General features: G+C 69.4%; 24 protein-coding genes. 9 read left to right on the top strand and 15 right to left on the bottom strand.

Annotated elements, in window-relative coordinates; all coding sequences use genetic code 11:
• The first annotated feature begins 84 nt into the window (after positions 1 to 84).
• The 4 genes from ACW9TB_RS34935 (at position 85) to ACW9TB_RS34920 (ending at position 4,800) form a co-directional block, all read left to right on the top strand.
• Positions 85 to 1,149 carry a sugar ABC transporter substrate-binding protein gene (locus ACW9TB_RS34935; protein ID WP_472752388.1) on the top strand — a complete coding sequence of 355 codons (1,065 nt, stop codon included), beginning with the start codon at positions 85 to 87 and terminating at the stop codon, positions 1,147 to 1,149.
• Positions 1,149 to 2,645 carry a sugar ABC transporter ATP-binding protein gene (locus ACW9TB_RS34930; RefSeq protein WP_472752387.1) on the top strand — a complete coding sequence of 499 codons (1,497 nt, stop codon included), beginning with the start codon at positions 1,149 to 1,151 and terminating at the stop codon, positions 2,643 to 2,645. Before ACW9TB_RS34935 ends, ACW9TB_RS34930 begins: the two co-directional genes overlap by 1 nt.
• Complete coding sequence (locus tag ACW9TB_RS34925; protein ID WP_344918078.1) at positions 2,642 to 3,655, top strand: ABC transporter permease; 1,014 nt, start codon at positions 2,642 to 2,644, stop codon at positions 3,653 to 3,655. Before ACW9TB_RS34930 ends, ACW9TB_RS34925 begins: the two co-directional genes overlap by 4 nt.
• Before the next feature lie 209 nt (positions 3,656 to 3,864).
• The gene (locus ACW9TB_RS34920; protein WP_472752386.1) at positions 3,865 to 4,800 is read left to right on the top strand and encodes an aldo/keto reductase; all 936 of its coding nucleotides are present in this window, start codon (positions 3,865 to 3,867) and stop codon (positions 4,798 to 4,800) included.
• A 31-nt stretch (positions 4,801 to 4,831) separates the two neighbouring features.
• Here the strand turns inward: ACW9TB_RS34920 and ACW9TB_RS34915 are convergent, their stop codons facing one another.
• Positions 4,832 to 5,245, bottom strand: a complete 414-nt coding sequence (locus tag ACW9TB_RS34915; RefSeq protein WP_472752385.1) for a hypothetical protein — start codon at positions 5,243 to 5,245, stop codon at positions 4,832 to 4,834.
• Entirely contained in the window at positions 5,242 to 5,610 is a 369-nt protein-coding gene (locus ACW9TB_RS34910; protein WP_472752384.1) for a PadR family transcriptional regulator, read from the bottom strand. The genes ACW9TB_RS34915 and ACW9TB_RS34910 overlap by 4 nt, the downstream gene beginning before the upstream one ends.
• Positions 5,611 to 5,725: 115 nt before the next feature.
• On the opposite strand from ACW9TB_RS34910, the gene ACW9TB_RS34905 reads away from it, so the two are divergent.
• On the top strand, positions 5,726 to 6,652 hold the full coding sequence (locus ACW9TB_RS34905; protein ID WP_472752383.1) for a hypothetical protein: 927 nt from the start codon (positions 5,726 to 5,728) through the stop codon (positions 6,650 to 6,652).
• Positions 6,653 to 6,686: 34 nt separating this feature from the next.
• Here the strand turns inward: ACW9TB_RS34905 and ACW9TB_RS34900 are convergent, their stop codons facing one another.
• The 3 genes from ACW9TB_RS34900 to ACW9TB_RS34890 form a co-directional block, all read right to left on the bottom strand.
• Positions 6,687 to 7,181, bottom strand: a complete 495-nt coding sequence (locus tag ACW9TB_RS34900) for a hypothetical protein (RefSeq protein WP_472752382.1) — start codon at positions 7,179 to 7,181, stop codon at positions 6,687 to 6,689.
• Between the two features lie 155 nt (positions 7,182 to 7,336).
• Positions 7,337 to 7,570, bottom strand: a complete 234-nt coding sequence (locus ACW9TB_RS34895; protein ID WP_472752381.1) for a hypothetical protein — start codon at positions 7,568 to 7,570, stop codon at positions 7,337 to 7,339.
• Positions 7,571 to 7,886: 316 nt separating this feature from the next.
• Entirely contained in the window at positions 7,887 to 8,177 is a 291-nt protein-coding gene (locus tag ACW9TB_RS34890; RefSeq protein WP_472752380.1) for a hypothetical protein, read from the bottom strand.
• A 449-nt stretch (positions 8,178 to 8,626) separates the two neighbouring features.
• On the opposite strand from ACW9TB_RS34890, the gene ACW9TB_RS34885 reads away from it, so the two are divergent.
• The 4 genes from ACW9TB_RS34885 (at position 8,627) to ACW9TB_RS34870 (ending at position 11,700) form a co-directional block, all read left to right on the top strand.
• Positions 8,627 to 10,120, top strand: a complete 1,494-nt coding sequence (locus ACW9TB_RS34885) for a hypothetical protein (RefSeq protein ID WP_472752379.1) — start codon at positions 8,627 to 8,629, stop codon at positions 10,118 to 10,120.
• 10 nt (positions 10,121 to 10,130) lie between these two features.
• Positions 10,131 to 10,697 carry a GNAT family N-acetyltransferase gene (locus tag ACW9TB_RS34880; RefSeq protein WP_472752378.1) on the top strand — a complete coding sequence of 189 codons (567 nt, stop codon included), beginning with the start codon at positions 10,131 to 10,133 and terminating at the stop codon, positions 10,695 to 10,697.
• A gap of 110 nt (positions 10,698 to 10,807) precedes the next feature.
• Complete coding sequence (locus ACW9TB_RS34875) at positions 10,808 to 11,047, top strand: hypothetical protein (protein WP_472752377.1); 240 nt, start codon at positions 10,808 to 10,810, stop codon at positions 11,045 to 11,047.
• Positions 11,048 to 11,214: 167 nt separating this feature from the next.
• Positions 11,215 to 11,700 (top strand): hypothetical protein, encoded by a 486-nt coding sequence (locus ACW9TB_RS34870; RefSeq protein ID WP_472752376.1) that lies wholly within the window; start codon positions 11,215 to 11,217, stop codon positions 11,698 to 11,700.
• A 288-nt stretch (positions 11,701 to 11,988) separates the two neighbouring features.
• On the opposite strand, the gene ACW9TB_RS34865 is transcribed toward ACW9TB_RS34870, so the two are convergent.
• From ACW9TB_RS34865 to ACW9TB_RS34820, 10 genes are all read right to left on the bottom strand, one after another.
• Positions 11,989 to 13,377 (bottom strand): aldehyde dehydrogenase family protein, encoded by a 1,389-nt coding sequence (locus ACW9TB_RS34865; protein ID WP_472752375.1) that lies wholly within the window; start codon positions 13,375 to 13,377, stop codon positions 11,989 to 11,991.
• The gene (bcpA, locus tag ACW9TB_RS34860; RefSeq protein WP_472752374.1) at positions 13,367 to 14,260 is read right to left on the bottom strand and encodes a carboxyvinyl-carboxyphosphonate phosphorylmutase; all 894 of its coding nucleotides are present in this window, start codon (positions 14,258 to 14,260) and stop codon (positions 13,367 to 13,369) included. Before bcpA ends, ACW9TB_RS34865 begins: the two co-directional genes overlap by 11 nt.
• Before the next feature lie 53 nt (positions 14,261 to 14,313).
• On the bottom strand, positions 14,314 to 15,549 hold the full coding sequence (locus ACW9TB_RS34855; RefSeq protein ID WP_472752373.1) for an enolase-like domain-containing protein: 1,236 nt from the start codon (positions 15,547 to 15,549) through the stop codon (positions 14,314 to 14,316).
• A 170-nt stretch (positions 15,550 to 15,719) separates the two neighbouring features.
• Complete coding sequence (locus ACW9TB_RS34850) at positions 15,720 to 16,991, bottom strand: CMP-5'-phosphonoformate--3-phosphoglycerate phosphonoformyl transferase (protein WP_472752372.1); 1,272 nt, start codon at positions 16,989 to 16,991, stop codon at positions 15,720 to 15,722.
• The gene (locus tag ACW9TB_RS34845; RefSeq protein WP_472752371.1) at positions 16,942 to 17,511 is read right to left on the bottom strand and encodes an adenylyltransferase/cytidyltransferase family protein; all 570 of its coding nucleotides are present in this window, start codon (positions 17,509 to 17,511) and stop codon (positions 16,942 to 16,944) included. The genes ACW9TB_RS34850 and ACW9TB_RS34845 overlap by 50 nt, the downstream gene beginning before the upstream one ends.
• Positions 17,512 to 17,549: 38 nt before the next feature.
• The gene (gene aepY, locus ACW9TB_RS34840; RefSeq protein WP_472752370.1) at positions 17,550 to 18,695 is read right to left on the bottom strand and encodes a phosphonopyruvate decarboxylase; all 1,146 of its coding nucleotides are present in this window, start codon (positions 18,693 to 18,695) and stop codon (positions 17,550 to 17,552) included.
• Positions 18,692 to 19,630, bottom strand: a complete 939-nt coding sequence (gene aepX, locus ACW9TB_RS34835; protein WP_472752369.1) for a phosphoenolpyruvate mutase — start codon at positions 19,628 to 19,630, stop codon at positions 18,692 to 18,694. The genes aepY and aepX overlap by 4 nt, the downstream gene beginning before the upstream one ends.
• Positions 19,631 to 19,868: 238 nt before the next feature.
• Positions 19,869 to 20,879: a C-terminal binding protein gene (locus tag ACW9TB_RS34830; RefSeq protein ID WP_472752368.1), complete on the bottom strand. Its 1,011-nt coding sequence runs from the start codon at positions 20,877 to 20,879 to the stop codon at positions 19,869 to 19,871.
• A 34-nt stretch (positions 20,880 to 20,913) separates the two neighbouring features.
• On the bottom strand, positions 20,914 to 22,227 hold the full coding sequence (locus tag ACW9TB_RS34825) for a cupin domain-containing protein (RefSeq protein ID WP_472752367.1): 1,314 nt from the start codon (positions 22,225 to 22,227) through the stop codon (positions 20,914 to 20,916).
• 20 nt (positions 22,228 to 22,247) lie between these two features.
• A complete protein-coding gene (locus tag ACW9TB_RS34820) occupies positions 22,248 to 23,411 on the bottom strand; it encodes an iron-containing alcohol dehydrogenase (protein WP_472752366.1) in 1,164 nt (387 codons plus the stop codon).
• Positions 23,412 to 24,355: the final 944 nt, after the last annotated feature.

Raw genomic sequence — 24,355 nt, 5'->3', positions numbered from 1 at the left:
GCGACGGCGGGGGCCGTCCCGCCGGATGAGATATCAGTCTAAAAATAATTCACCCCCCATATAGCTTTGAATCGAGGCAACGGTATGAAAATCGGACCCGCGGCGACAGGTGCGGCCCTGCTCGCGATCTCCTTCACCCTCTCCGCCTGTGGCTCGTCGGAGCCCACCACCGCGGCCCAGCCCACCGGTGACGCGTCCGCCGCCGCCCCCGCCGCGGGCGGCAAGGTCGGCATCGACTTCCCCCGCACCGACTCCGACTTCTGGAACTCGTACAACAAGTACGTCCCCCAGATGGCGACCGAGCTGGGCGTCGACCTGATGCCGCCGACCAACTCGCAGAACGACGTGGCCAAGCTGGTCGCCAACACCCAGGCCCTCACCGGCCAGGGCGCCAAGGTGATCGTCATGGCCCCGCAGGACACCGGCGCCATCGCCTCCACGCTGCAGACGCTGGAGGGCAAGAACATCCCCGTCGTCACCGTCGACACCCGCCCCGACAAGGGCAAGGTCTACATGGTCGTGCGGGCCGACAACAAGGCGTACGGCACGAAGGCGTGCGAGTTCCTCGGCGAGAAGCTCGGCGGCAAGGGCAAGGTCGTCCAGCTCATGGGCGCGCTGTCGTCGATCAACGGCCGTGACCGGGCCGAGGCGTTCCGCGGCTGCATGAAGGACAAGTTCCCCGGCATCACGGTCTTCGAGGAGCCGACCGAGTGGGAGGGCACGAAGGCCGCCTCCATGCTCCAGACCCGTCTTGAGCAGCACCCGGACATCAAGGGCGTCTACATGCACGCCGGAGGCGTCCACCTGGCCCCCACCCTCCAGGTGCTCAAGGCCAAGGGCCTGATCGTGCCGCCGGAGGACCCCAAGCACGTCTTCGTGGTCTCCAACGACGGCATCCCGCAGGAGTTCGAGGCCATCCGCAAGGGTGAGATCGACGCCACGGTCTCCCAGCCGGCCGACCTCTACGCCAAGTACGCCCTCTTCTACGCCAAGGCCGCCGCCGAGGGCAAGACCTTCCAGCCCGGCCCGACCGACCACGACAGCACGATCATCCAGCTGCCGAACGGTCTTGAGGACCAGCTCCCCGCGCCCCTGGTCACCAAGGAGAACGTGGACGACCAGGCTCTCTGGGGTAACCAGGTCAAGTGATGACATCTTCTGTCAAGGCAGTCGAGGCGCTTGGGATCACCAAGCGCTTCGGCCCGACCACCGCGCTCAACGGTGCCGGGATCGCCATCACCGAGGGGGAGACGCACGCGCTCGTCGGCAGGAACGGCGCGGGCAAGTCCACGCTGGTGTCGATCCTGACCGGGCTCCAGCGTCCCGACGAGGGTGAGATCCGCTTCGCCGGGCAGCCCGCGCCGTCGCTGGCCGACCGGGACGCCTGGCGGCAGCGAGTCGCGTGCGTCTACCAGAAGTCGACGATCATCCCCAGCCTGTCCGTCGCGGAGAACCTCTTCCTGAACCGGCAGACGGAGCGGGGCAGGATCAGCTGGCGGAACCTGCGTACGCGGGCCCGCCAGTTGCTGGAGCAGTACGGCGTGGACGTCGACGCGGAGACCATGGCCGGAGACCTGGGGGTCGAGCAGCGCCAGCTGCTGGAGATCGCCAGGGCGCTGTCGTTCGGCGCCCGGTTCATCATCCTGGACGAGCCCACCGCGCAGCTCGACGGCCCGGCCATCCAGCGGCTCTTCGACCGGATGCGCTCCCTGCGGGAGCAGGGCGTCACGATGATGTTCATCTCCCACCACCTCGAAGAGGTGTACGAGATCTGCCAGAGCGTCTCGGTCTTCCGCGACGCCCGGCACATCGTCACCGCCACGGTCGGCGAACTGCCCCACGACCAGCTCGTGGACGCGATGACCGGCGAGGCCACCGCCGCCTACGAGTACCGCACCCGGACGGCCGCCCCCTCGGCCCCCGTGGTGCTGTCCGCGAAGGCGCTCAGCCTCGCCGGGCGCTACGAGGACGTGGACCTGTCCGTCAGGGCGGGCGAGATCGTCGGTCTCGCCGGTTCCGGCAGCAGTGGCAAGGTCGGTCTCGCCGAGACCCTGGTCGGCCTGCACCGGGCCGACACCGGGACGGTGACCGTCAACGGCACCGACGTCAGGCAGGGCGACGTACCCTCCGCGCTCCGCGCCGGGCTCGGGTTCGTCCCCCAGGACAGGCACCACCAGGGCTTCGTGCCGCTGCTGTCGATCGCCGAGAACGCGACCATCCCGATCGCCCACAAGCTCGGCCGCTACGGTGTGGTCTCCCCGGCCCGCCGCCGCGAGCACGGCGCCCGGATGATCGACCTGCTGGATATCAAGACGACGGGTCCCGACCAGCCGGTGGCCGACCTGTCCGGCGGCAACGCCCAGAAGGTGGTGCTGGCCAGGGCGCTCGCCGACGATCCGAACGCGCTCGTGGTCATCAACCCGACCGCCGGGGTGGACGTCAAGGCCAAGCACTCCCTGCTCGGTGCCGTGGAGGACGCGGCCGAGCGCGGGGCGGGGGCCGTACTGGTCTCCGACGAACTCGACGACCTGCGAATCTGCGATCGCGTCCTCGTCATGTTCCACGGCAGGATCGTCAAGGACGTGCCGCGCGGCTGGACCGACAACGAGCTGGTGGCGGCGATGGAAGGTATCGACCACTCATGACCACGACAAAGACCCCCCCGCCCGTGCTGGCGGCCCCGCAGGGCCGTCGCATCCAGCTCGGGCGGTTCCGCGACCTCACCCTGGTCCCGGTGATCGTCGTACTGCTGATCGCCGGTTCCTTCGTGGACCCGATCTTCCTCACCCCGGGCAACCTGACCAACGTGCTGCAGCAGCAGTCGGCCCTGGCCCTGGTGGTCCTCGCCGAGGCGCTGATCCTGATCGCGGGCAAGTTCGACCTGTCGCTGGAGTCCACGGTCGGCATGGCGCCCGCCGTCGGCGTGATGCTGGTCATCCCGGTGGCGGCCGGAGGATTCGGCCTGGAGCTGCCCGGCATCCTGGCGATCCCGCTGTGCCTGCTGGTCGGCGGCCTGGTCGGCGCCTTCAACGGCTTCCTGATCCTGCGCTTCCAGCTGTCGGCCTTCATCGTCACGCTGGCCATGATGATCGTCGTGCACGGCCTCCAGCTGGGCCTCACCCAGGGCAAGAGCCTGTTCGAGCTGCCCGAGTCGTTCCTCTACCTGGGCAGCGCCAACTGGCTGGGCCTTCCGGCGGCCATCTGGATCACCGGCGTCCTCTTCGCGGTGGCCATCGTCGCCCTCGGCTACTTCCGGGGCGGACGCTCGCTCTACGCCATCGGCGGCAACGCCGACGCCGCCCGCGCGGCGGGCATCAGGGTCGAGCGGGTCGTCTGGGTCGTCTTCGTCATCGGCGGGATCGTCGCCGCGCTCGCCGGAGTGCTGGAGACCGGCCGCCTGGGCGGCATCAGCGCCAACCAGGGCGTCGGCTGGATCTTCATGGCCTTCGCCGCCGCCGTCATCGGCGGCGTCAGCATGGACGGCGGCAAGGGTACGATCCTCGGCGCGCTCACCGGTGTCCTGGTGATCGGCCTCGTCGAGAACATCCTGACCCTGAAGGGCGTCCCCGGCGAGTGGAAGCAGCTCGTCTACGGCTCGATCATCCTGGTCGCCCTGATGATCAGCCGCCTGGCGGGCGGCAAGGCCCAAGATTGACGCTTTGAGAGTGGCGTGAGCCACGCGGACGCGCAGCCCGTACGGGACCGAACCGTACGGGCGCGACGCTTGCGCGCCCGTAGGGGCGGGTGGACGGAGCCATTCGTGAAGTGCTACGAAATGGCTTGCGTACGGGTGGCCCGGGTGGATGGAGCCACCCGTGAGGCGCTAAGAACACATCAAGCCGTACGGAATGGACGGAGCGAGCGGTGCAGGTCAGCAGGTACGGCTTCGGCGCGGCCCCGATCGGGAACCTGTTCTCGGAGGTCGGCGAGGACGCGGCGCGTGCGGCGGTGGACGCGGCCTACGAGGCGGGGGTCCGCCTGTTCGACACCGCGCCCCACTACGGGCTCGGCCTGTCGGAACGGCGGCTCGGCGCCGCCCTGGCGGAAAGACCCCGCGACTCCTACACCCTGTCCACCAAGGTCGGCCGCCTGATCGTGCCCGCCCCCGGTGAGGGACCCTTCGGCCGGGACGACCAGGGCTTCGACGTCTCCGCCGAACTGCGCCGGGTGTGGGACTTCTCGCGCGACGGGATCCTGCGGTCGCTGGAGGAGAGCCTGGAGCGGCTCGGCCTCGACCACGTCGACATCGTCCTGATCCACGACCCGGACGACCACTGGGAGCAGGCCGTCTCCGAGGCGTACCCGGCCCTGGCCGAACTGCGCGACCAGGGCGTCGTCAAGGCCGTCGGGGTCGGTATGAACCAGGCGGCGATGCTCGCCGGGTTCGTCCGCGAGACCGGCGTCGACATGGTCATGCTCGCCGGGCGCTACACCCTCCTCGACCAGTCGGGGGAGGACGAGTTGCTGCCGCTGTGTGTCGAGCGCGGCGTCTCGGTGCTGGCGGCCGGGGTGTTCAACAGCGGCCTGCTGGCCACCCACGACCCGTCGGGCACCTACGACTACGCCCCCGCCCCCGGCCCGCTCCTGGAGCGCGCCCGCCGCATCGCCGCCGTCTGCGAACGCCACGACGTCACCCTCCCCCAGGCGGCCCTGGCCTTCCCCCTGCGCCACCCGGCCGTCGCCAGCGTCGTCATCGGCGCCCGCTCCGCCACCGAGGTAACCCGCAACGCGAACCTGACCGCCAAGCCCGTCCCCGAAGCCCTGTGGACCGCCCTGACCGCCGAGGGCCTGATCCCCTGAACGTCTTTCCGCCGCGAAGGCGAAAAGGACTTCAGTGACTGAAGCGGTTGGTGGGCATCGGATCGTCGAACCGTGGATCACGGTAACTTCTCCGGAGGCCGGACCCCGTTGCCGTCCAGCCGATCCGGTGGGCGAATTCGTCCGCGTCCCTGAACGCCCGCGCGCCGACTCTGACGATTACCGCCTGCTCGGCCGCCCGCTTCCCACGGCTTCCCGCAGCGGAGATCACGAAGCCCAGCGCGGTGACGAGCTTGAAGAGCTTTCCGGGACGGTCGTTGATGAGTGCGGCGAGTTCCTCGGCGCGCGCCTCCGCCTGTTCGGCCTTCCTGTACCGCAGCCGGGCCGACCACCGGACAAGGCGACGTGCCGCCCAGGGGGCTATCTCACAGCACTCGTTGACGAGCAGGCCGGAGAGCACGGCGAAAACAATCTCAAGCCCGCTCATCGAGCGCCCTGAGGTGATTCACCGAGCAGTCGGCTCAGGAACGCGCGCAGTGGAGGGCCTTTGATCTGCCGTGAAACTTCGCCGCGTCGTTTTGTCAGCAGGGTCCGGGCACTCGTCAAACCTTCGTCGCTGAGACGATAAAAGCGACGTCGAGGTCTGTTGACCTCCGGATTCCGCTCTTCCCAGGCGCCTTCGATCCATCCTGCCTCTTCGAGGCGGTCAAGCACGCCGTAGACCGTCGGGCCCGACCTTCCGGTCAGTTTCACAATGGCCCATCCGTGCAATCGACCATCGCGTACGTGTGCTTCGAGGAGCGCTTCAAGTACGTCAAGCGTCGGGGCCGTGACCCGCGCGGGACCCGCCATGCCCTTATTCTACGTAGGTCGTATAAGCCGGTAAGGTCATGAATTGCTTACCGGAATTCAGGTGGCGGGAGCGCCGAGGCGGGCGAGTGCCGGGCGTGAACTCGTGGTGTCGTCCGTGTCGGTCCCGCAGGGGGCAGGGCGACGGGTCGACGGTGAGAAGCGGGGGAACGATTCTGTGAAGCGGTCGTCGGCTGTCGGCACCCTGGTCGCCTCGATGCTTTTCCTGACATCCTGTACGGCGGGTGAAGAGGCGCCGCCGCGGGCGGATCCGCGCACACCGCAGGCGGACATACCGATAACCGTCTCGACCGAGCACCTTCTGACGGTGATCGGGAATGCCGCTATGGCCGCCAATCCGGACCGCAGATTCATCATGGGAGGGTCCGAGCTCTGGCCCGCTCTGGGAGGTTACGAGTTTCGATTCATGGGAACCTCGTCACGGCCGTATGCCGGATCGTTTTTCTCCCCTGAGTCGCCCTACCGGGTGAAGGTGAGCCTGTCCGGCGAGGTGCAGGACATTTCCAAACTCCCTCCGACCGGCCTGACCGCCGCCGTCGCCGAGTTCGGATTGGGTGTCCGGGGAATCTTCGGTGTCGGGTCCTTGGACGAGCTGAAGCCGGGAGTGATGACGACCATCCTGATCGAGTTCAAGAAGCCGATGACGGAGAAAAGTCTCGGGATGGAGAACGGCCCGGCGATGGACGTCTTCCTGTCGCGCAAGCGGTTGGGAGGCAGGGCCGTGTACTGGCCCGGCCATGAGGGATGTTCGGACAAAGAACTGCCCGAGCCGTGCGTCGACTACTCGTCGGTCAGCCAGTTCAGAAGCTGGTCGTCGACGCTGACGCCCGAAGACGAGCCGATCCTGGCCAGGTTCGGGTTTGACCTGGCCGATCTCCGGCGTGTGGCCCACGACGGATTGATATACGGAGTCATCGCCAACGTCTCGCCGTATGCTATCCGGAAGCGCTTGAGGGGGAAGAACATCCAGGCGGCCTGGATAACAGAGATACGGCCGTGTCCCGCCAAAAATGACTGCCCGTGAACGAACGGCCGTGAAGCCGTGGCCGTCGAGAGGATTAGGATGGCGCGAGTTCGGACCCTGTGGCCTCTAGACCTGCGAGCTTGGCTCGGATGCGCCGCTCAGGATCCGAGACCTCGTTGACGCTCCGTATAACGCTATTGAGAAACGCTTCGACGGTGGATGCCAGGTCTTTCCTCACCACGCTGCGTGTCCACTGGCCGATGATTCGGTCATCCTTGGCCAGTGTGAGCACTGCCGTTCTGCCCTGAAACCTAGTCTTTACGAACTCGCGCATCTCGTCTATCGATGCGAAAGTGATCGTAGATATCTCATCACCCTCTTCGGGTTCAAGGCACACGTAGGCCCAGGCGGAGAGGCTTTGAGAACTTTCCAGAACCTGGGTGAACAACACCAGGCGCGAGTCCAGACGGAAGGTTCCTGTCAGCGGGATCTCGTACTCATGCCAAACGTCGAGCTCCGCCGCCTCCGGCCTGGGCTGCCAAGGGAATTGTCCGCGTTTGATCATTGAGTCCGGGCTCATCTGCTTCACCTCCCGCCTTCTTTGTGACAGTCGCCTGAGCTGTGGGTTGATTACTTGTCGTTCAGCCAGTTCAGAAGCCGGTCGTCCAGGTGTGGATCCATTCCTGCTCGGCCCACGGCTGGAATGCGCGTCGCGGACGCGTTTCATGGGTGGGCCGCGTGGGGCTACGGCGTTGTCCTCGGTGATACGCGTCGCCAGGACTGTTTTTCCAGTCGTGTCTCCTCGTCCAGGTGGTGGGCGAGTTCTGTCAGGGTCGCCCCGCAGCGGATGTCGGACAGGCCGTGCTCAAGTCCGTACGTCGACATGAGGGCGCGGCGTACGGCGTACCAGCCGCCGCCGACCGCTTCGGAGATCGTCCAGACGCGTCCGTGGAGTCTCGTCAGCTCCGCCACGGTCACGGAGGGCTCCCTTCGCCCGTCGCGGGCGGTGAAGTCGCCTCATGCGAACGGGCACGGTGAAGCATGATCCGGCGTGCGGCCCGGCAGGGCTCGGCTGCCTCCTCTGAGGCGTAGACGGCACACCGGCGTTCGGCGTTCCATCCGGCATGCCACCAGAACCGCTCTCCGTTGGACCACACCACCGGGCCCGCCCCGACCGACACCAGTGCCAGCCCATAACCGTCATGGATATCGGCGGTGATCTCGTGTCCAGCAAGAGCCTCGCGCAGTCTCTCCGCCGCGTCCACCGACGCCGACCCGTACATGGCGGGTTTGGTCACGGCTCACGCTCCATCGCGAGAATGAGGTCCAGGACTTTTTCCGGCTGCTCGAACCGGACCGTCTCGATGTCGGCGCTGTCGCGAACGGACACCAGGTAGCAGCCGGAGCGCGTCCCCATGGTCACCGTGGCGGCCACCGATCCGTCATCTTCGTGAATGACGAGCTCGGGGCTGTGCAGCTCAGGCTCCCCTATTTGAATCGGTCGGCCGTTGTCATCGGACAACTTCAGGCTGATGGTCTGGACGGGGTACGAGCGAACCCCACGGTCCTTCAGCAGCTGGCGCACAGTGGCCAACGCACAGTTGTACCTCTCCGTAGTGCGCGATGCGACGCCTGATGGGCTCGCTGTGGCAGTGCTCACGAACACCTCCTGGATTCATTCACTCGCCGGGGTTCGCGGTGCGGGCCTGACGACGACAGGCCCGCACCGCCCTGTGCACCCTTCACCCGGCCGAGTTGGGGCGCACGGGAGTGCAGCGACCAGAGGTGTGCCCTCGGTAGGTCGCCACACTGGCTCTAGAGAACTGGAGTTAGTAAACGCCCTCAGCGACGAGACGGTCACCCATCGTGCCGACATGCTTTCTATGCACGCGAAGACCCGCATGACCTGCGGTTTTAAGGGCCGGTGCCCCGTGTTTATGTCGCCAGCAAGATCCGTGTCCGATTTGCGTAGTTGCCCAATCTGGGTCTCCGGCTGCAACCTGCCCTCAGAGCCTCATTCCTGGGAGCCCCGTGGTGAGTACGTGGAGCAAGAGGGACATCAACCGATTACGCGCCGAGATGGCCGACCAAGGCCGTGAGGTGGAAGAGATCGCCGAGGAGATCCGCCTCGTATGCGGAGGCTCGCGCTTGGCGGCATTTCGCATGGCGCTCGGTCTCAGCCAGCCCGAGGTAGTGGACCGGTACCGCCAACAGGTCCCTACGTCGGTCATCGACCAGCCTCTGCTGTCAAGGCTGGAGATGTTCCCCGCCGCCGGATCGCGGGCGCCTCAAGCTACGCAGATCATCGCGTTGGCCAGCCTTTACGGAACCACCCCGTTGCGGCTGCTGGACCCGATGGCTCTCAACCGGCTGGATTCATCGGAGCGGGACGTCCTGATCCGATGCAACAGCGGTTTCACCGCCCCGGCCAGGACGGTCGGGGAAGTTCCGTCATCGACAACTGCACGAGTACGGCCGCTGGCCCAAGCACCAGCATCCGACAATCCGCAAAGAGAGGTAGCAATGGCCGCACGTAGAGCCCTGCGGTTCACTGTCGCTGCGGAGGGCAGCAACATCGGACCCGAGACGCTGGACCAGCTACGCGCTGAGGTCACCCGCCTCACGCTGGCCTATCAGCAGCAGCCCCTGATAGTCCTGATGGGAGACCTGATCGGTCTGCAGGACGTCACGTTCCGGCTACTCGAAGGCAGGCAGCGGCCCGCTGAGTCCGCCGAGATGTACCTCTACGCCGGTGTCGTCTCCGGCATGCTCGCCAAGGCCTCCCATGACCTCGGCGATCCCTACTCGGCCATGACCCAGGCCCGCACCGCCTCCGTGTGCGCCGACAACGCTGGCCACGATGGGCTGCGCGTGTGGGCATGTGGCTTGAAGTCGCTGATCGCTTACTGGGCCGGTTGGCCGCACGAAGCGGCCCGCTACGCCCAGGCTGGCGGCGAGCTCGCCGCCCGGATTCGGGGCACGGGTTCGGTGTGGCTACCCGCACAGGAAGCCCGGGTATGGGCCGTGCTGGGCGATGGTGAGCGGGCGGTGGCCGCTATCGAACGCGCCAACGACGCCCGCGAACAGGTCGAGCCGGACGACCTGGACATCCTCGGCGGCATCATGACGTTCTCGCGGGCACGCCAGCTCTACTACGCCGCCGACACCCGTGTGTGGCTGCCAGGGCATGAGCAGGAGGCCGCTCGCGTTGCCGGTGAGGCGATCGCCGCCTACAGCCAGGCCGCTCCCGAGGAGCGCTCCTACGGCGATGAGGCGGGCGCCAGTGCCGATCAGGCGCTGGCCAGGGTCAATATGGGGGACCTGGAAGGGGCCGCCGAGGCGCTGGGACCAGTGCTGGACATGCCCGTTGATCAGCGCATCGGCGGTGTCGTCGCCAGTGCGATGCGCGTGCATGCCGCGCTGCGTGCCTCCAGCTACCAAGGTGCGGTTACGGCGCGGGATCTGCAGCAGGAGATCGAGGTCTACGGGCAGATATCGGCTGGCGCCGCGCTTCCCCGGGGTCGCTAGTCTCGGCAGCATGCACCCCGTCATGCTCACCTCTGCACGCGTCAGCCTGCGCGAATTCACCCCGTCCGACGTGGATGGGCTCACCGCCATCTACGGTGATCCAGCGGTCGTTGAGCATATGAGTTTCGAGCCACGCACCCGCGAGCAGGTGCAGGCCACGATCTCTACCGTGACGGAAGCCGCCCTGGCCGTACCGCGCACCGAGTACTCCCTCGCCGCAGTACGGCCAGGCGGAGTCTTGATCGCCTTCGCCCGGCTGGCCATCGACACCCAACACCCGGGTCAAAGCAGCGGGCAGATTGGATTCGCCCTACGCGCTGACCAGTGGGGCCAGGGTCTCGGTGGAGACGTCGTACGACTTTTGCTTCGTCTCGGCTTTGGCGAGCTCGGCCTTTACCGGATGTGGGGGGCACGCAGCCCCGCCAACGATGCCTCAGCTCGGCTGATGACCAAGCTCGGCTTGAGCGAAGAAGGCCGCATCCGCGGGCACCTCAAGGTCGGTGATCAGTGGCGAGACTCAATTGTGCATTCCATTCTGGCGCCCGAATGGCGCGAGTTGGAGATCGGCAAACGGTAGGAGACCGACAAGATGGGCGCGATCCGTGGTGAGAGTGGCCCCCGTCCATGGAGATATTGGCGACCGCTGAGCTGATGAGAGAACGGTCGGAGAGAGGGGGGACACGGTTGATGCTTGAGGCCGAACGGCTCCGCGCTGTGGTGACGCTCGTCCAGGACCTGCGCCGGGTCGGCCGTACCCGCGATCTCACCGAGGAGGTCTGGCACCGCTCGCAGGGCCGGGAGCTTCTGGAGAACGACCAGCCGGCCGAGGGTCTTCGGCGGATGAGGCAGGGCGAGGGCCGTTCCTGGCAGGAGATCAGGGCGGAGTGGAGCTCCAGGAATTCGGAACCAGCCGCCGACAAAGACTGAGGTTTGTCTCTTCAGCGTCGGCGGCATGGTCGGGAAGGTAGGGCGTTCCCTACCTTCGACCGGCGTGTGGGCAGGTGCTTCGGTTGGCGTGTGGGCAGGCCTGCTCTTTTCTGGGGGGCGGAGAAGACTCGGGCATAAGGTTCAGCGCTGTTCGAGAGGTGTCGTCCATGTCCACGCAGTACGTATCCCAGCTTCAGGTAAGTCCGTCCGTTGTCCCCGCGTCGGTCAGGAACGCGGCGGCGCTCTGGTTCGCCGCCGTCGGTGCCGGTGCCTTCGAGGCCGGTCTGGCCGCCGCCGGAATGCTGGCCGACGGGTCGGCGTCGGTCGCCGAGCTCGCCCCGGGGATGGGTTTCCGGCTGGGGGTCTTCGCCGTGGCCATCTTCATGGCGACGCACCTGCGCCGGGGCCGGGGCTGGGCCCGTATCGCGCTCGCGGTGACCCTCGGTGTCTTCGGCACGCTCTCGCTGGTGATGGAGCCGATCCAGTGGCTGCTCGACGGCAACTCGCTCGGCCAGGCCGTCGCGGACGCCGACGCGATGACGTTCGTGCTCGCCACCAGCCGGATCCTGCACCTCGCGGCGGTCCTGGCCGCGATGGCGCTGATGTTCGGCCCCACGGCGAACGCCTACTTCCGGGGTGCGCGGGGCCGTTGAGGTGCCGTCACCGGGCCGTGGCGTCCCGGTCCTGAGGGCACGGCCGGAGGTCGGCCGTGCCTCAGGCGTCACCGGTACGAGCCCCGGCGTGGACGACCTCGCGCCACGGTCGGTACGAGGTTGCCCGCCGAAGACTCCACGATCGCGAGTACTCGCGGTGGGTCCCCGCCCAGGGACAGGGACCCGCGGCCAGAGACCCCGCGTTCAGGGACCCGCCGGTCATGGACCCACGGTCAGGGACTCGCCGACCAGGGACCTGCGGCAATGGACCCGCCGACCGGTGGAGGTCTATGGATAGGGGAAGGTGACGGTCTTCGTGACGCTCATCTCCCTGATCGCGTAGCGGATGCCCTCGCGGCCCAGCCCGCTGGCCTTCACGCCGCCGAACGGGATGTGTGGAGAGTCGAACTGGGGACCGGCGTTGAGGTTGACCGCGCCGACCCGCAGTTCCGACGCGAGCCGCGAGAACGCCGCCGTGTCGGAGGTGATCACCCCGGCCTGCAGTCCGTACGGCGTGCCGTTGGACACCGCGATCGCCTCCTCCACACTGTCCACGCGGATTATCGGCGCGACCGGGCCGAACGTCTCCTCGGCGACGAGTTCGGCGTCGGGAGGCACGTAATCCAGCACCGCCGGGGTGAGCAGGGCGCCACGCCGCTCCCCGCCGCACAGCAGCTTCGCCCCGGCGGCGACCGCGTCCGAGATCCGCCGTTCCACCTCGGACGCCGCGTCCTCGCTGACGAGCGGGCCCAGGTCGGTCGCCGGGTCGAGCGGGTCTCCGGCCCGTTTTCGCCGGGCGGCCTCGACCAGCCCGGCCGCCATGGCGTCGGCGGTCCCACCCACCGCGATCACCCGTTTGATCCCTCGGCAGGACTGTCCCGCCGTGGCGAAGGCCCCCTCTCCCGCGAGCCGGGCCGCGAGTTCCAGGTCGGCGTCGGGCAGCACGATCAGCGGGTCGTTCCCGCCCAGCTCCAGGAGGAGTTTCTTGCCCGCGCCCGCCCGCGCCACCGCCCGGCCGGTGGCCACCGAGCCGGTGAAGGTGACCATGTCGATCTCGGGGTGCCCCGCGAGCACCGGGCCGATCGTCCCGGGCAGGCCCGTGGTGACCACCAGGTGCTCGGGGGGAAGACCGGCCTCGATCAGCAGCTCGGCGAAGGCGAGGGCGGTCAGGGGTGTCCTCTCCGAGGGTTTGACGACGATCGCGCAGCCCGCGGCCACGGCAGGCGCGATCTTGACGACGACCTGGTTGAGCGGCCGGTTGAACGGGGTGAGCGCCGCCACGAGGCCCGCGGGTTCGAGGACGGTGACCGCGAGCCGGTCGTGCCCGGGGATGGGGATGCCCTCCCCGTGCAGCCGTTCCGCCTCCTCGGCCGCGACGGTGAGGTTGGCGGCGGCCCTCTCGGTCTCCTTGCGGGTCTCCTTGACGCACACGCCGGACTCCCGCGAGATCAGCACGGCCAGGTCGGGGCCGCGCTCCCTGAGCAGCGCGGCGCTCCGGCGCAGGACCGCCGCCCGCTGCTGCGGACGCGGGGGCCGCCAGGCGGCGCGGAGGCCGCGCACGGCCTCCGCCACCTCGTCGGGGGTGTCCGCCGGTACGGAGCCGACGACCTCCCCGTTCCAGGGGCTGCGCACCGTCAGCGGGTCGCCGCCGGGGCGCAGCGCGCCGTCACGAAACATGGTCCTCGTCCTTGACCACGAAGCGGGCCTCCAGCTCGGAGATGCGCGAGTAGTCGAACACCTCGAAGAGCTCGTCGAAGGTGATCCGCAGGTCGTTCCGCTCCCAGAACTTCTGGGTGGTGCCCTCGTCGCGGAGCGCGGCGAACACCTTGCGCAGGATCGTGGTGGCGGCGTACCAGCCGGAGAGGGGGTAGATGGCCAGGTTGTAGCCGAGTTCCTCCAGTTCCTTGGTGGTGAGCCAGGGGGTCTTGCCGCCCTCGACCATGTTGGCCAGCAGCGGCGCGTCGATCTCGTCGCGTACGCGCTTCATCTCGTCGACGCTGAGCATGGCCTCCAGGAAGATGCAGTCGGCCCCGGCCGCGACGTACTCCTTGGAGCGGCTGATGGCCTCGTCCAGGCCGAGCTTCTCGCGGGCGTCGGTCCGCGCGATCACTATCCAGTCGGGGTCGGTACGCGCCTCCACCGCGGCCTCGATCTTGCCCACCATCTCCCGGGTGGAGATCAGCCGCTTGCCCTCCAGGTGCCCGCAACGCTTGGGTACGACCTGGTCCTCCAGGTGCCCGCCGACGATGCCCGCCCTCTCGAACTCCCGGACGCTTCGCCAGGTGTTCATCGCGTTGCCGTACCCGGCGTCGAGGTCCATGATCACCGGGAGGTCCACGGCCATGGAGATGTTCTTGGCGTTCCACGCCATCTCGGTGATGGTGGCGAAACCCAGGTCGGGCAGGCCGAGCATGGAGGCCGACGTGCCCGAGCCGGTCATGTGGATGGCGGAGAAACCGGCCTGCTCGATCACCTTCGCGCTCAGCGCGTCGTACGCGCTGGGCACCACCAGAAGCTCGGGGGCGAGCATCAGGTCCTTGAACTGCTTGGCACGTGACATGCGTTCCTCCTCGGTTGACGAACTCGACTGACGAACTCGGCTAACGGGCTTGATCAACGGACTCGATCGACGGAATCAACGGGTGGGTCCGGTGGGGAAAGGCTCTCGGTGAGGCGGATGAGCTGGTTGTACTTGGCGATCCGGTCGCCCCTCCTCGGACCGCCGACCTTGATCCACTCGGCGCCGACCGCCACCGCGAGGTCGCACATGGCGGTGTCCTCCGTCTCTCCCGAACGGTGTGACACCACCAGGAGCAGCCCCGCCTCCCGGGCGGCCCGCGCGGCGTCCAGCGTGGCGGTGACCGTGCCCGCCTGGCTGGGCTTGAGCAGGACGGCGTCGGCGAGTCCCGGGCGGACCCGCGCGGCGTCGGAGGCGAACAGGTCGTCGCCGACGACGGTCACCCCGGCCTCGCGGGCCGCGGGCAGGAAGGCGTGCCACGCGCCGGTGTCGGCGGGGTCGAACGGGTCCTCGACGTACTCGACGCCGTGGGTACGGGCCAGCTTCAGCAGCAGCGTCCCGAAGGCGGCCGACTCGTGCTCGCGTCCCTGGAACCGGTAGCGGCCCGGCGCGGACAGCAGGTGCTCGGCGGCCACGTCCACGCCGAGCGTGGCCTTGGCCTCCACCGGGCACGCCCGCCGGAGCGTGTCGAGCTGCCAGGAGACGTCGCGATCGCCCGGCAGGAAACCGCTGGACGCGGAGATCGCCGGTGTACCGCCGCCGTCGGCGATCCCGCGCTCTACGGCACCGTAGATCTCCAGCGCGGCATGTACGTCGTCGATGAGCGAACCGGCGTGCGGGATGGCCATGACCTGCTGGAAGGAGTCGGGGGCGCCGGTCCGGTGTATCCCGCCGGAGAACGCGTTGACCAGGAGCCGGGGCAGGCCGGGCACCGACCCGGCGAGCTCCGTCAGCCACCCGCGCAGCGACGTTCCCGAGACGGCGGCCGAGGCGCGGGCGTACGCCAGCGACACCGCGAGCGTGACGTCGGCGCCCAGCTCGTGCCGGTCGTCCAGCTCGCGGAGGCGGCCGTCCAGCCCGGCCTGGCCGTCGGGGGTGTAGCCGGTCAGGGCGTGGTCGAGCAGCCGTCCCGCCGGGCCGTCCCGCAGGCGGCCCAGCCCGCCGGTGCGCAGGCCGCGACGCCGCTCCAGGCGGCCGGGCGCGATCGCCACCGGACAGGAGCCCCGGCCGCGGACCTCGCCGAGCGACAGGTCGGCCTCGACGGTGGGCCGGGCCCGCGAGTCGAGAATGCCCCGCAACAGCACCTTGGTTATCCGCGTCGTCCGGGTCATCCGTCCTCCCGGGCCCATGTCGGCCATGGGGTATCCCGCAGTCGTGTTGTCCGGGTCATCCGTCCTCCTGGACCCGTGCTGGCCACGGATTGAGGTCGGGGGTTTTCCGCGGCTGTGTTGTTCGGGTCATCTGTCCTCCTGGGCCCGCGTTGGCCACGGGATGAGCCGGGTCATCCGCCCTCCCTGACCCGTGTCAGCCATGGCATGAGGTCGCTGGCACGCCGTACCGGCAGGTCGCCGTGTGCCGCCGCGGCCTCGCCGAACTCGGTGACCGTGTCGGGGACGACGCCGGGGCCCGCCACCGCCAGCGGCACGTGGTCGGCGGTGTGGATGCCCGCCCCGCAGGGAGTGGCGTGGTCGCAGGTGACGACGAGGACGTCCGCCGGGCCGAGGGCCGCGCGCAGCGGTCCGACCAGGTGGGCGTCGATGTCGGCGATCGCGCGGACCTTCTCCTCGGGCTGGTTGTCGTGGCCGGGCTCGTCGGGGCCCTTGATGTGCGCGAACACGACGTCGGCCGGATCGGAGAGAAGCAGGGGCAGCAGCCGCGCGTAGAAGTCGGACTCCGCCTGGCCGGGGGCGACCTTGGCCGTGGTGAACTCCGCCCCGATCAGCCGGGCGAGGCCGCGTTCCGCCGGTACCTGGCCGTACATGGATATGCGGGTCGTGGCGGGCGGGAGGTCCGGCAGGAGGTGCCCGCCGTCGCGGACCAGCAGGATGTTGGCGGGCTTGCGGCCCTCCGCGATCCGCCGCGCGTTGATCTCGCTGGCCTCCAGCACCTTGGCGCTCTGCTCGACGAAGGTGTTGACCAGGGAGGCGACCAGCCTGGCGGCGCCGTCGTCGGTCATCGCCTCGGCGGTGAGCGGCCGGTTGGCGTGCTCGCGGACCGGCATGCCGAAGGGCCCCTTCTTCACGAACCCGGGGTCGGTGTTGCTCACCTCCCCCGACAGCGGCCGGGTTCTGCTGGTGAAGGCCAGGATGCCGCGGTGCCGTCCCCAGCCGGTGAGCCGTACGTCGATGTCGGGGTCCAGCCGCACCCCCCCGACGATCTCGGTGACGAGCCGCTGCATCTCGTCGTCGGTCAGGTCGCGGGACGTACGCCGGTCCAGGCGTCCCGTCGCCCGGTTCAGGCTCGCGAAGTTGATCCGGAAGGCCACCGAGTAGCCCTCGGGATCCCAGTAGCGGTTCCCGTAGCCTTCGAGCGGGCCCCGGCCGGTGTAGTACACGGCGGGGTCGTAGCCGAGCAGGGCCATCGCCCCCGAGTCGGACTCGGGAGGGATGTCCTCGCCGATGACCTCCAGCAGGCCGTTGCGGCCGTCCGCGGCCAGCCGGTCCAGGTGCGGCGTGGACGCCGCCTCGAACGGGGTGCGCCCGCCCAGCGCTTCGTTCGGCCGGTCACCTCCGCCGCACAGCGCGATCAGATACAGCTTGCCGGATGCGCTCATCTATTGCCCTCTCTACGATCACGGAGGCGACGGCGGGCGGGACGAGCGACTGCCAGCCTTCACCGGCGGCGATCGCGTCCCGGACCCGGTGCCCGCTGATCGGTTTGTCCGTACGGCGCCACATGACCTCGGTCCGCAGCCCGAGGTCGGCGAACCTGGCCACCTTGGTGTCGCCCCACTCGTCGTAGACGGTCAGGTAGTACGTGGCCTCGGTCGGCGCGTAGTAGCGCAGCCGCTCGGGAAAACCATGCGGGAACGGCACGATGCGGATCCGCTCCCTGGCCACCCCGGCCTCCACCAGCGACCCCTCGACCATCAGGTATCTCTCGTAGTACGTGCACGGGTTGGCCTCGGCGGTGCCGCGCTCGGGGTCGCTGGACTCGTACGCCGTGAGCTCGGGGTCGGGGTTGGTGATCCCGACGACGAGGACGTCGCAGCGCTCGGCCCCGGCGAGCAGATACTCCAGGTGCCCGAGGTGCAGCGGCTGGAAGCGGCCGTGGATCACACCGACGCGGCTCACCGGTTCACTCGCCGGGCCGTTCGGGCCGCTCGGGCCGTTCATCGGGCCGGTCCCGTCACGAAGTCCCTGAACCGCCGGGCCACGTCCGACGGGTGGACGCGCGGACGGCCGAGCCCGGCCATCGAACCCGGCCGGATCCTCAGGTAGACGAACGCCGGTCCGCCCTCCGCCTGCGCGGCCTTGAGCGCGTCGACGAAGCCGACCAGGTCGCCGCAGTCGTGCACCTGGGCGTAACCGCAGGCGGCCGCCATCGCGGGGAAGTCCACCTGCGCAGCCAGGCTCCGCTGGCCTCCCGTGGAGTCGTGCACGCCGTTGTCCAGCAGGACGTGCGTCAGGTTGGGCGCGGGGTGGGCGCCGACGGTGGCGAGCGTACCCAGCCGCATCAGGGCCGCGCCGTCCCCGTCGACCACCACCACCGGCCGCGCCGCGTGCCTGGCCACGCCGAGGCCGACCGCGGCGGCCGACCCCATCGCGCCGACCATGTAGAAGTGCTGCGGCCGGTCCGCGAGGGTGTAGAGCTCGCGGCTGGTCTTGCCGGTGGTGGACACCACGGCCGCCGCGTCGGGCAGGACGCCGAGCAGGTGCTCCAAGGCCGCGACGCGGCTGGGAGCGGTCCCGTTCCGGCCGTGGCGGACGATGCCGGGGACGCGGGGGGCGGGCGGGACCCTCTCCTGGAGCGGCTCGGGCGCCACGACGCCCTCGCGCAGGACGAAGGCGTACGGCAGCCGTTCGCGGCTCATCGCCGCCCAGCCCGCGTCCAGGCAGTGGGTGAGACCGGCCGGGTCGGCGGGCACCACCGAGTGGCCGATCCCGAGGAGTTCCAGCAGGGCCGGGGTGATGGCGCCCATCAGCCCGTGCTGCGGTTCGTCGGGCCGGCCGGGCTCCCCCCTCCAGGTGACGACGAGGGGGACCGGGATGGCACTCGGCTGGTTCAGCGAGGTCAGGGGGTTGACCATGTTGCCCAGGCCGGAGTTCTGGGCGATGACGCCCGCGGTGACACCGGCCAGCCAGCAGCCGGTGGCCACGGCCACGGCCTCTCCCTCGTGGGTGGCGGGCAGGTACCCCACCGCCGGGTCGGAGGCCACGCGGTTGATCAGCGGGGTCAGGTAGGAGCAGGGCACGCCCGTGATGTCGGCCACCCCGCGGGCGGTCAGCTCACCCAGCAGGGTGCGTGCGTCGATCACGAGTCGTCCAGGTCCGAGTGAAGCCTGGCGTACCGCTCCTCGTCCGCGGCGAGTTTCTGGTAGCCCATCAGGGTGAACACCTCGTTCAGCGAGGCGATCGTCGGCTCCACGGCCTTCGGCCCCTCGGCGAGCAGCGACCGGCAGGCCTGCCGCATCGCGGTCACGGCCGCGCGCATGCTCTGGTTGGCCCAGATCACCCCGGAGATGCCGAGTTCGGCGAACTCCTCCAGCGGGGTCGAATGGTAGGTGGTCGGCGCGACGACCAGGGGCAGCCGTCCGCTCCACTCCCCGGCGAACTCGGCGATCTCCTTAATGGTGGACTGCCGGGAGTGGATGAAGATGGCGTCGGCGCCGGCCCGCCGGTAGGCCTCCGCCCGGCGAAGCGCCTCCGCGAGCCCGGCACCGGCGATCAACGCCTCGACCCGCGCCACGACCACGAACTCCGGGTCGGTGAGTACCTCCCGGCAGGCGGCGATCTTCCCGCAGAACTCGCCGATCGGCGCCAGGGCGTGCGCGTCGCCGACGAACGAGTTCATCTTCGGGAAGACCTTGTCCTCCAGGCACACCCCCGCGGCCCCGATCCGTTCGGCCTGCGCGGTGAACAGCCTGGCGGTGTTGAAGTTGCCGTAGCCCGTGTCGCCGTCGACCAGCACCGGAAGCCCGGCCGCCTCCACCACCCTGGCGATCATGCCCAGCAGGTCGGTCCACGACGCCTCGTCGCTGTCCCGCACCCCCAGCGCGGTCGATATGCAGAAGCCCGAGGCCCACAGCCCGGAAAATCCGCTGTCGGCCGCGATGCGCGCGCTCAGGCCGTCGTGCGCGCCCATCAGCAGCGCGGGTTCCGGGCCCGCGAGGAGCGCGCGGAGCCTGGCTCCGGGCCCGGCCTCCGCTTCGGTCTCCGGCCAGTGCAGTTGCTGAGAACCGGTTGTGGTCATGCTCTCTTCCTTCCCTGTGCGGCTCGGGCGGCCTCGGTGGAACGCGGCCGACCTCCATAAAGCTCAGGCAACCTCCGCGGGAGTCGGGGCGGCTCCTCCCGCGAGGGCGGGTATCTGTGTGTGGCTCGGACGGCTCCTCCCACGAGGGCGGACACCTCCGTGAGGCGGACATTTCCGTTAAAAGGGCATCTCCGCGAGGCCTCGGCAGCCCCGTGAGGTTCAGGCGGCCCTGTGAAGTTCAGGCGACCCGGCCCTCCGAGGGCGGGGGGCCGCCTTTCAGTACGGACGCGACCCCCTCGGCCACCCGCCGCCGGGCACTCCGCTCCGACTCGACGGACAGGAAGGCGCGGTGCGCCGACACCACCACGTCGTCGCGTCCCAGCAGCTTGCGGGCCACCGGGTCCTCGTTCGGGTCCTCGGGACTGAACACGTCGGAGGCGAAACCGCCGAGCGTGCCCCGTTCGAGGACGTCGAGGACGGCGGAGACGTCGACCAGGCGGCCCCTGGCCGTGTTGACCAGGAGGGCGCCCGGCCGCAGGTGCGCGAGCGCGTCCGCGCCGACCAGCTGGTCGGTCTCGCCGGTGAGCGCCGCGTGGACCACCACCGCGTCGGCGGTGCCGAACAGCTCGGCGAGGTCGGCCGCGGCGGCGACGCCGTGCCCGGCCATCAGGTCCGCCGACACGTACGGGTCGTAGGCGACGACCCTGTCGTAGAAGGCCCGCAGCTTCCTGGCGGTCACCCGGCCGATGCGGCCGAAGCCGACGATGCCGGCGGTCCGCGTCGCCAGGCGCCGGGGCACCCCACCGGCGTGGATGTTCCAGCGGCCGGATCTGACGAGCCTGTCCTGGGTGCAGATCCGGCGTTCCAGGGCGAGCAGCAGCGCGAGCGTGTGGGTGCTGACCTCGTCGCCGCAGTAGTCGGGGACGTTGAAGCCGATGACACCGGCCTCGGCGAGCAGCGGCGCGTTGAGGTTGTCGATGCCGACGCCGCTGCGGGCGACGACCCGGCAGCCCGGCCCGACGACGTCGAGGAGTTCCCTGGTGACCTGGCAGCGGTAGATCACCAGGGCGTCGGCCCCGCGTACGTGGTCGTGGAAGTCGGGTCCTTCGGTCTGGTAGCGGTCGGTGAACAGCCCGAGGCCGAGATCGACGCCGGGCCCGAACACGTCCCGCTCGATGTCGGCCTGGGCCGGGTTCGGCCGGCCCGTGTCGTCCAGGGCCCAGGCCGCGTCGGTGTAAACGACACGCATGATCGTTCTCCTGGTGTGGGGGTGGAGGTGGCCTTCAGGAGTCGTAGCCCCAGCTGCGGCCGTCACGGCGTCCGCGGCGCAGCGTCGAGGCGGCGGCGTAGGTGTTGGTGAGCTCGTACAGGTCCAGGTAGCCGAGGTGCCGCCCGGAGCCGAGCTTGATCAGCGCGCCGTCGCCCGACCAGCGGTGCGTCACGAAGGGGGCGGCCCAGGCCGTCCCGTCCACGCCCAGCTCGGCGGACCCGGCCCGGCCGTCGGCGGTGGTCCAGTGGAGCTCCACCGTGCCCCGGGTCACCAGGTAGTGCGTCTCCGCGGGCTCGCACAGGTCCCCGCCGCCGTCACCGGCCACCCGCACGTACTGGCCGACCAGGTCGGGCAGGTGCGGGGCACCGGCCAGCGACGTGACCTCGTACCCCCGGAAGGTCCGGGCGTCCCGGCGGCACTCGGCGACGTCCCGGTGCGTCTTGCCCGCGGCGTCGTGACGGCGCTCGGGCCGCAGCAGCAGCCGGTGGTCGAAACCGAGCGCGGAGCCCAGCTCGCGCAGCACGTCGGCGGAGCCGTCGTTGAGTGCCGCGGCCAGCTTCTCCCCGCTCATGCTCAGGGCCGCCGCCGCCGATTCGAGGGTGTGGCCGCGGCGTGCCAGCAGCATGTCGGCCAGCGCGGACGGGGACGCGAGCCGGTCGAGGAGCTCCTGGACGGCGGGTTCCGCCCAGTCGTTGACGTCCTCCAGCAGCCCGGCCAGGTTGGACTGGCCGGTGTAGGACACGATGCGGGCCGGGACGTCCGAGACCAGCGAGTAGCTGTGCGGGCAGTAGGAGGGTTCGACGTAGGAGTCGCCGACGATCCACCCGTCGTCCTCGGCGTTGGCGCCGATCACCTGCCAGGTCGTGGCGTCGAGCTCCTCTCCCCACCGGCCGTGGATGTCGCCGGGACCGAGGTTGACGGTGATCGCGGGCTCCAGGTGCCCGTTGTTGAGCGCGGGGACGCGTCCGGCGGGACAGAGGATGTCGAGGATGACCGGTGCGACCGCGCCGGGCGGCGCCGCCATCGTGTAGTAGTTGTAGAAGTGGATGCCGTCGCGCTGGATGGGGCGTCGCGTGGCCCGCAGTTCCTCCGCCGTCCTGGTGACCACGGTCAGGTCACGACGGCCGCTGGCACCGAGCCTCTCCGGCTCGATCCTGAGCGTCCGGGCGACCGCGGCGGCCGTCGCGTCGGGCCACTCCCCGTCGCCGGGCACGCCGAGCAGCCCCTCAAGGTGCCCGTCGCCGAGACCGGCGGCCTCGGCGACCTGCCGGGTCGTCATCTTGCGGACGTTCATCCAGTGAACGACTTTGTACGTGTCAACGCGCATGCTCGCCTCCGAGGAATCGGTCAGGGCGCGGTCGTCGTCAGGAGATGGGTGAGGCTTTCGACACTCAGCCGCCGGGGGTTGTTGCCGGCGCGGTCGTAGCCGAGCGCCTCGGCGGCTATCCGGGCGGCGTCGGGGCGCAGGTCCGGTACGGGAGGCAGGTCGGCGGACGCGAGGAACGCCTCGATCCGCCGGGCCAGGGTGAGGGCGTCGTCCGCTCCCGCGGCGGCGACGACACCGGCGATGGCGGCGCGCACCCGGCCGGCTCCGCGCGCGTCGGCGCAGTCCCCGTCCTCGACGGCCGCGTTGTAGCGCAGCACCCGTCCCAGCGTGACGCCGCACGCCTGGCCGTGGCTCAGGCCGTAGCGCAGGGTCAGCGGGTAGGAGAGCGCGTGGCACACCGTGGTGCCCGCGACCGCGATGGCGCGGCCCGCGTAGTGCCCCGCGAGCAGCACGGCCTCCCGCTCCGAGGCGGCCGGAGCCTCCAGGGACCGGTACGGCCGGTCGAGCAGCCAGGACAGCCGGGCCCACGCCGCCGCGCCCAGCGCCTCGGCCCGCGCGTCCGCGCGCGTCGACCACGCCCCCTCAAGGGCCTGGGCGAAGGTGTCGAGGAGGCCGCAGGTGAGCTGCGGGCCGGGGAGCCCGAGGAGCAGGTCGGGGTCGAGGATCGCGACGGCGGGCAGCACGGAGTCCCCGCGCAGCGAGAGCTTGCGGCCCCGGTCCACGTCCCAGATCGTGGCGAACGACGTGGCCTCCGCGCCGGTGCCCGGGGTGGTGGGCACGGCGACGACCGGCACCCCCTCGGCGGGGGCACCCTCCTCGCACGCGACGGCCACGGAGGCGGGGGTGGGGTCGGCGGGCTCGTAGGCGAGGGCGGCGGCGGCCTTCGCGCCGTCCATGACGCTGCCGCCGCCCACCGCGACCACCACGTCCGCCCGATGGGCGCGGGCCTCACCGGCCAGCCGGGCGACGGACTCGGGCGTCGGCATGGCCGGTTGAACGGCCACGCGCAGACGGACCGGCCGCAACGCGCCGACGATTCGGCCGTGCCACGACCGCCGGGAGAATCCGGTCCCGACCACCAGAAGAACCCGTACGGGATGAAACGCGCCTCGTGCCACGCCTTCGGCTTCTTTCGCCACGGTGGCCGCCCGCCCCGCTCCTATCAGGGTCCTTGGGGATTCCATAAGCAGGGTGTCGGCCGGAATATGCGCAACAGACATCAACGGGCCTATCTGGAGAAAAGTGGAGAACAGTTTCCGCGTGAACTGTGCGGGAGATGTCCCGAATGGGGCGTACGGCGGCGTCGAGCGGCCGTCGAATTTCCGCGTACCGGAGCTTATGCGCCTCCGTATTTCCTATAGCAAGACAGCACATCGATCTCGGGGGACGCAAGTATGCGCGAGTAACCGTCGAGTCACCCTCTGCCGAACCGGGCGGGGGACGGTGGAAGTTTGCGGAGGTTAACGAAAGATTCACCGAACCTTCTCGTTGGCGGATGTCAATATCACAATTCGATAACGGACCTTTTGGGGGGGTTCCGGGCCCCTGACTTGGGTCTTTCCTGTTGTCGATCTTCACTGACCGGGTCAGTTGCCCCCTCTTGACGACAAGTTCCGATGAACTACCTTTAGTCGGAAATGTCCGTATGGCGAGGTTCTGTCGCTGACGGCCCGAGGGAAAGTTAACGATCCTCCGCCTCGGCGGAGAGCTCGATCCGGAGCCGTGAAGATCTCAAGAAAACACGAAGATCAACTTAGTGTGACCGGTGCCATCATCTTGGAATGCCATCCAGTGCCCAGGCCGACCGAATACCCCGATCGCCCTCGCGACGTGCTGATATCCGTCCCAGGCGGCGCGGATAAGACGACGGCGCCGAATGGCCGGGCCGGGGCCCGCGGCCCTCTCCGCCCCGGCCCGGCGGTGTCACGGAACGGTGACCGAGGAAGATCACGCTCATTTTCCCGATAAGTCAAGGTCTGGATCGTATCTGAAGTACTCCTTACGCTCAGGGGCCATAGTGGAGGGTTCGGAGACGCGCTCCCAGAAAGGAGTATTTACTTTGGATGGCTTTTCCAGACGGCGTTTCATCCAGACAATAGCGATTACAGGTGCTTCGGCGGGTTCAGTA

Source organism: Streptosporangium sp. H13245 (genome assembly GCF_055690525.1).
The sequence above is the reverse complement of the archived record's forward strand: the minus strand, read 5'-3'. Positions and strand labels throughout refer to the sequence as shown.

Coding starts and splice junctions, on each gene's coding strand:
- ACW9TB_RS34935 (WP_472752388.1), top strand. CDS start 85: ATGAAAATCGGACCCGCGGCGACAGGTGCGGCCCTGCTCGCGATCTCC.
- ACW9TB_RS34930 (WP_472752387.1), top strand. CDS start 1,149: ATGACATCTTCTGTCAAGGCAGTCGAGGCGCTTGGGATCACCAAGCGC.
- ACW9TB_RS34925 (WP_344918078.1), top strand. CDS start 2,642: ATGACCACGACAAAGACCCCCCCGCCCGTGCTGGCGGCCCCGCAGGGC.
- ACW9TB_RS34915 (WP_472752385.1), bottom strand. CDS start 5,245: ATGAGCGGGCTTGAGATTGTTTTCGCCGTGCTCTCCGGCCTGCTCGTC.
- ACW9TB_RS34910 (WP_472752384.1), bottom strand. CDS start 5,610: ATGGCGGGTCCCGCGCGGGTCACGGCCCCGACGCTTGACGTACTTGAA.
- ACW9TB_RS34880 (WP_472752378.1), top strand. CDS start 10,131: ATGCACCCCGTCATGCTCACCTCTGCACGCGTCAGCCTGCGCGAATTC.
- ACW9TB_RS34875 (WP_472752377.1), top strand. CDS start 10,808: ATGCTTGAGGCCGAACGGCTCCGCGCTGTGGTGACGCTCGTCCAGGAC.
- ACW9TB_RS34870 (WP_472752376.1), top strand. CDS start 11,215: ATGTCCACGCAGTACGTATCCCAGCTTCAGGTAAGTCCGTCCGTTGTC.
- ACW9TB_RS34865 (WP_472752375.1), bottom strand. CDS start 13,377: ATGTTTCGTGACGGCGCGCTGCGCCCCGGCGGCGACCCGCTGACGGTG.
- bcpA (WP_472752374.1), bottom strand. CDS start 14,260: ATGTCACGTGCCAAGCAGTTCAAGGACCTGATGCTCGCCCCCGAGCTT.
- ACW9TB_RS34855 (WP_472752373.1), bottom strand. CDS start 15,549: ATGACCCGGACGACGCGGATAACCAAGGTGCTGTTGCGGGGCATTCTC.
- ACW9TB_RS34850 (WP_472752372.1), bottom strand. CDS start 16,991: ATGAGCGCATCCGGCAAGCTGTATCTGATCGCGCTGTGCGGCGGAGGT.
- aepX (WP_472752369.1), bottom strand. CDS start 19,630: ATGACCACAACCGGTTCTCAGCAACTGCACTGGCCGGAGACCGAAGCG.
- ACW9TB_RS34830 (WP_472752368.1), bottom strand. CDS start 20,879: ATGCGTGTCGTTTACACCGACGCGGCCTGGGCCCTGGACGACACGGGC.
- ACW9TB_RS34825 (WP_472752367.1), bottom strand. CDS start 22,227: ATGCGCGTTGACACGTACAAAGTCGTTCACTGGATGAACGTCCGCAAG.
- ACW9TB_RS34820 (WP_472752366.1), bottom strand. CDS start 23,411: ATGGAATCCCCAAGGACCCTGATAGGAGCGGGGCGGGCGGCCACCGTG.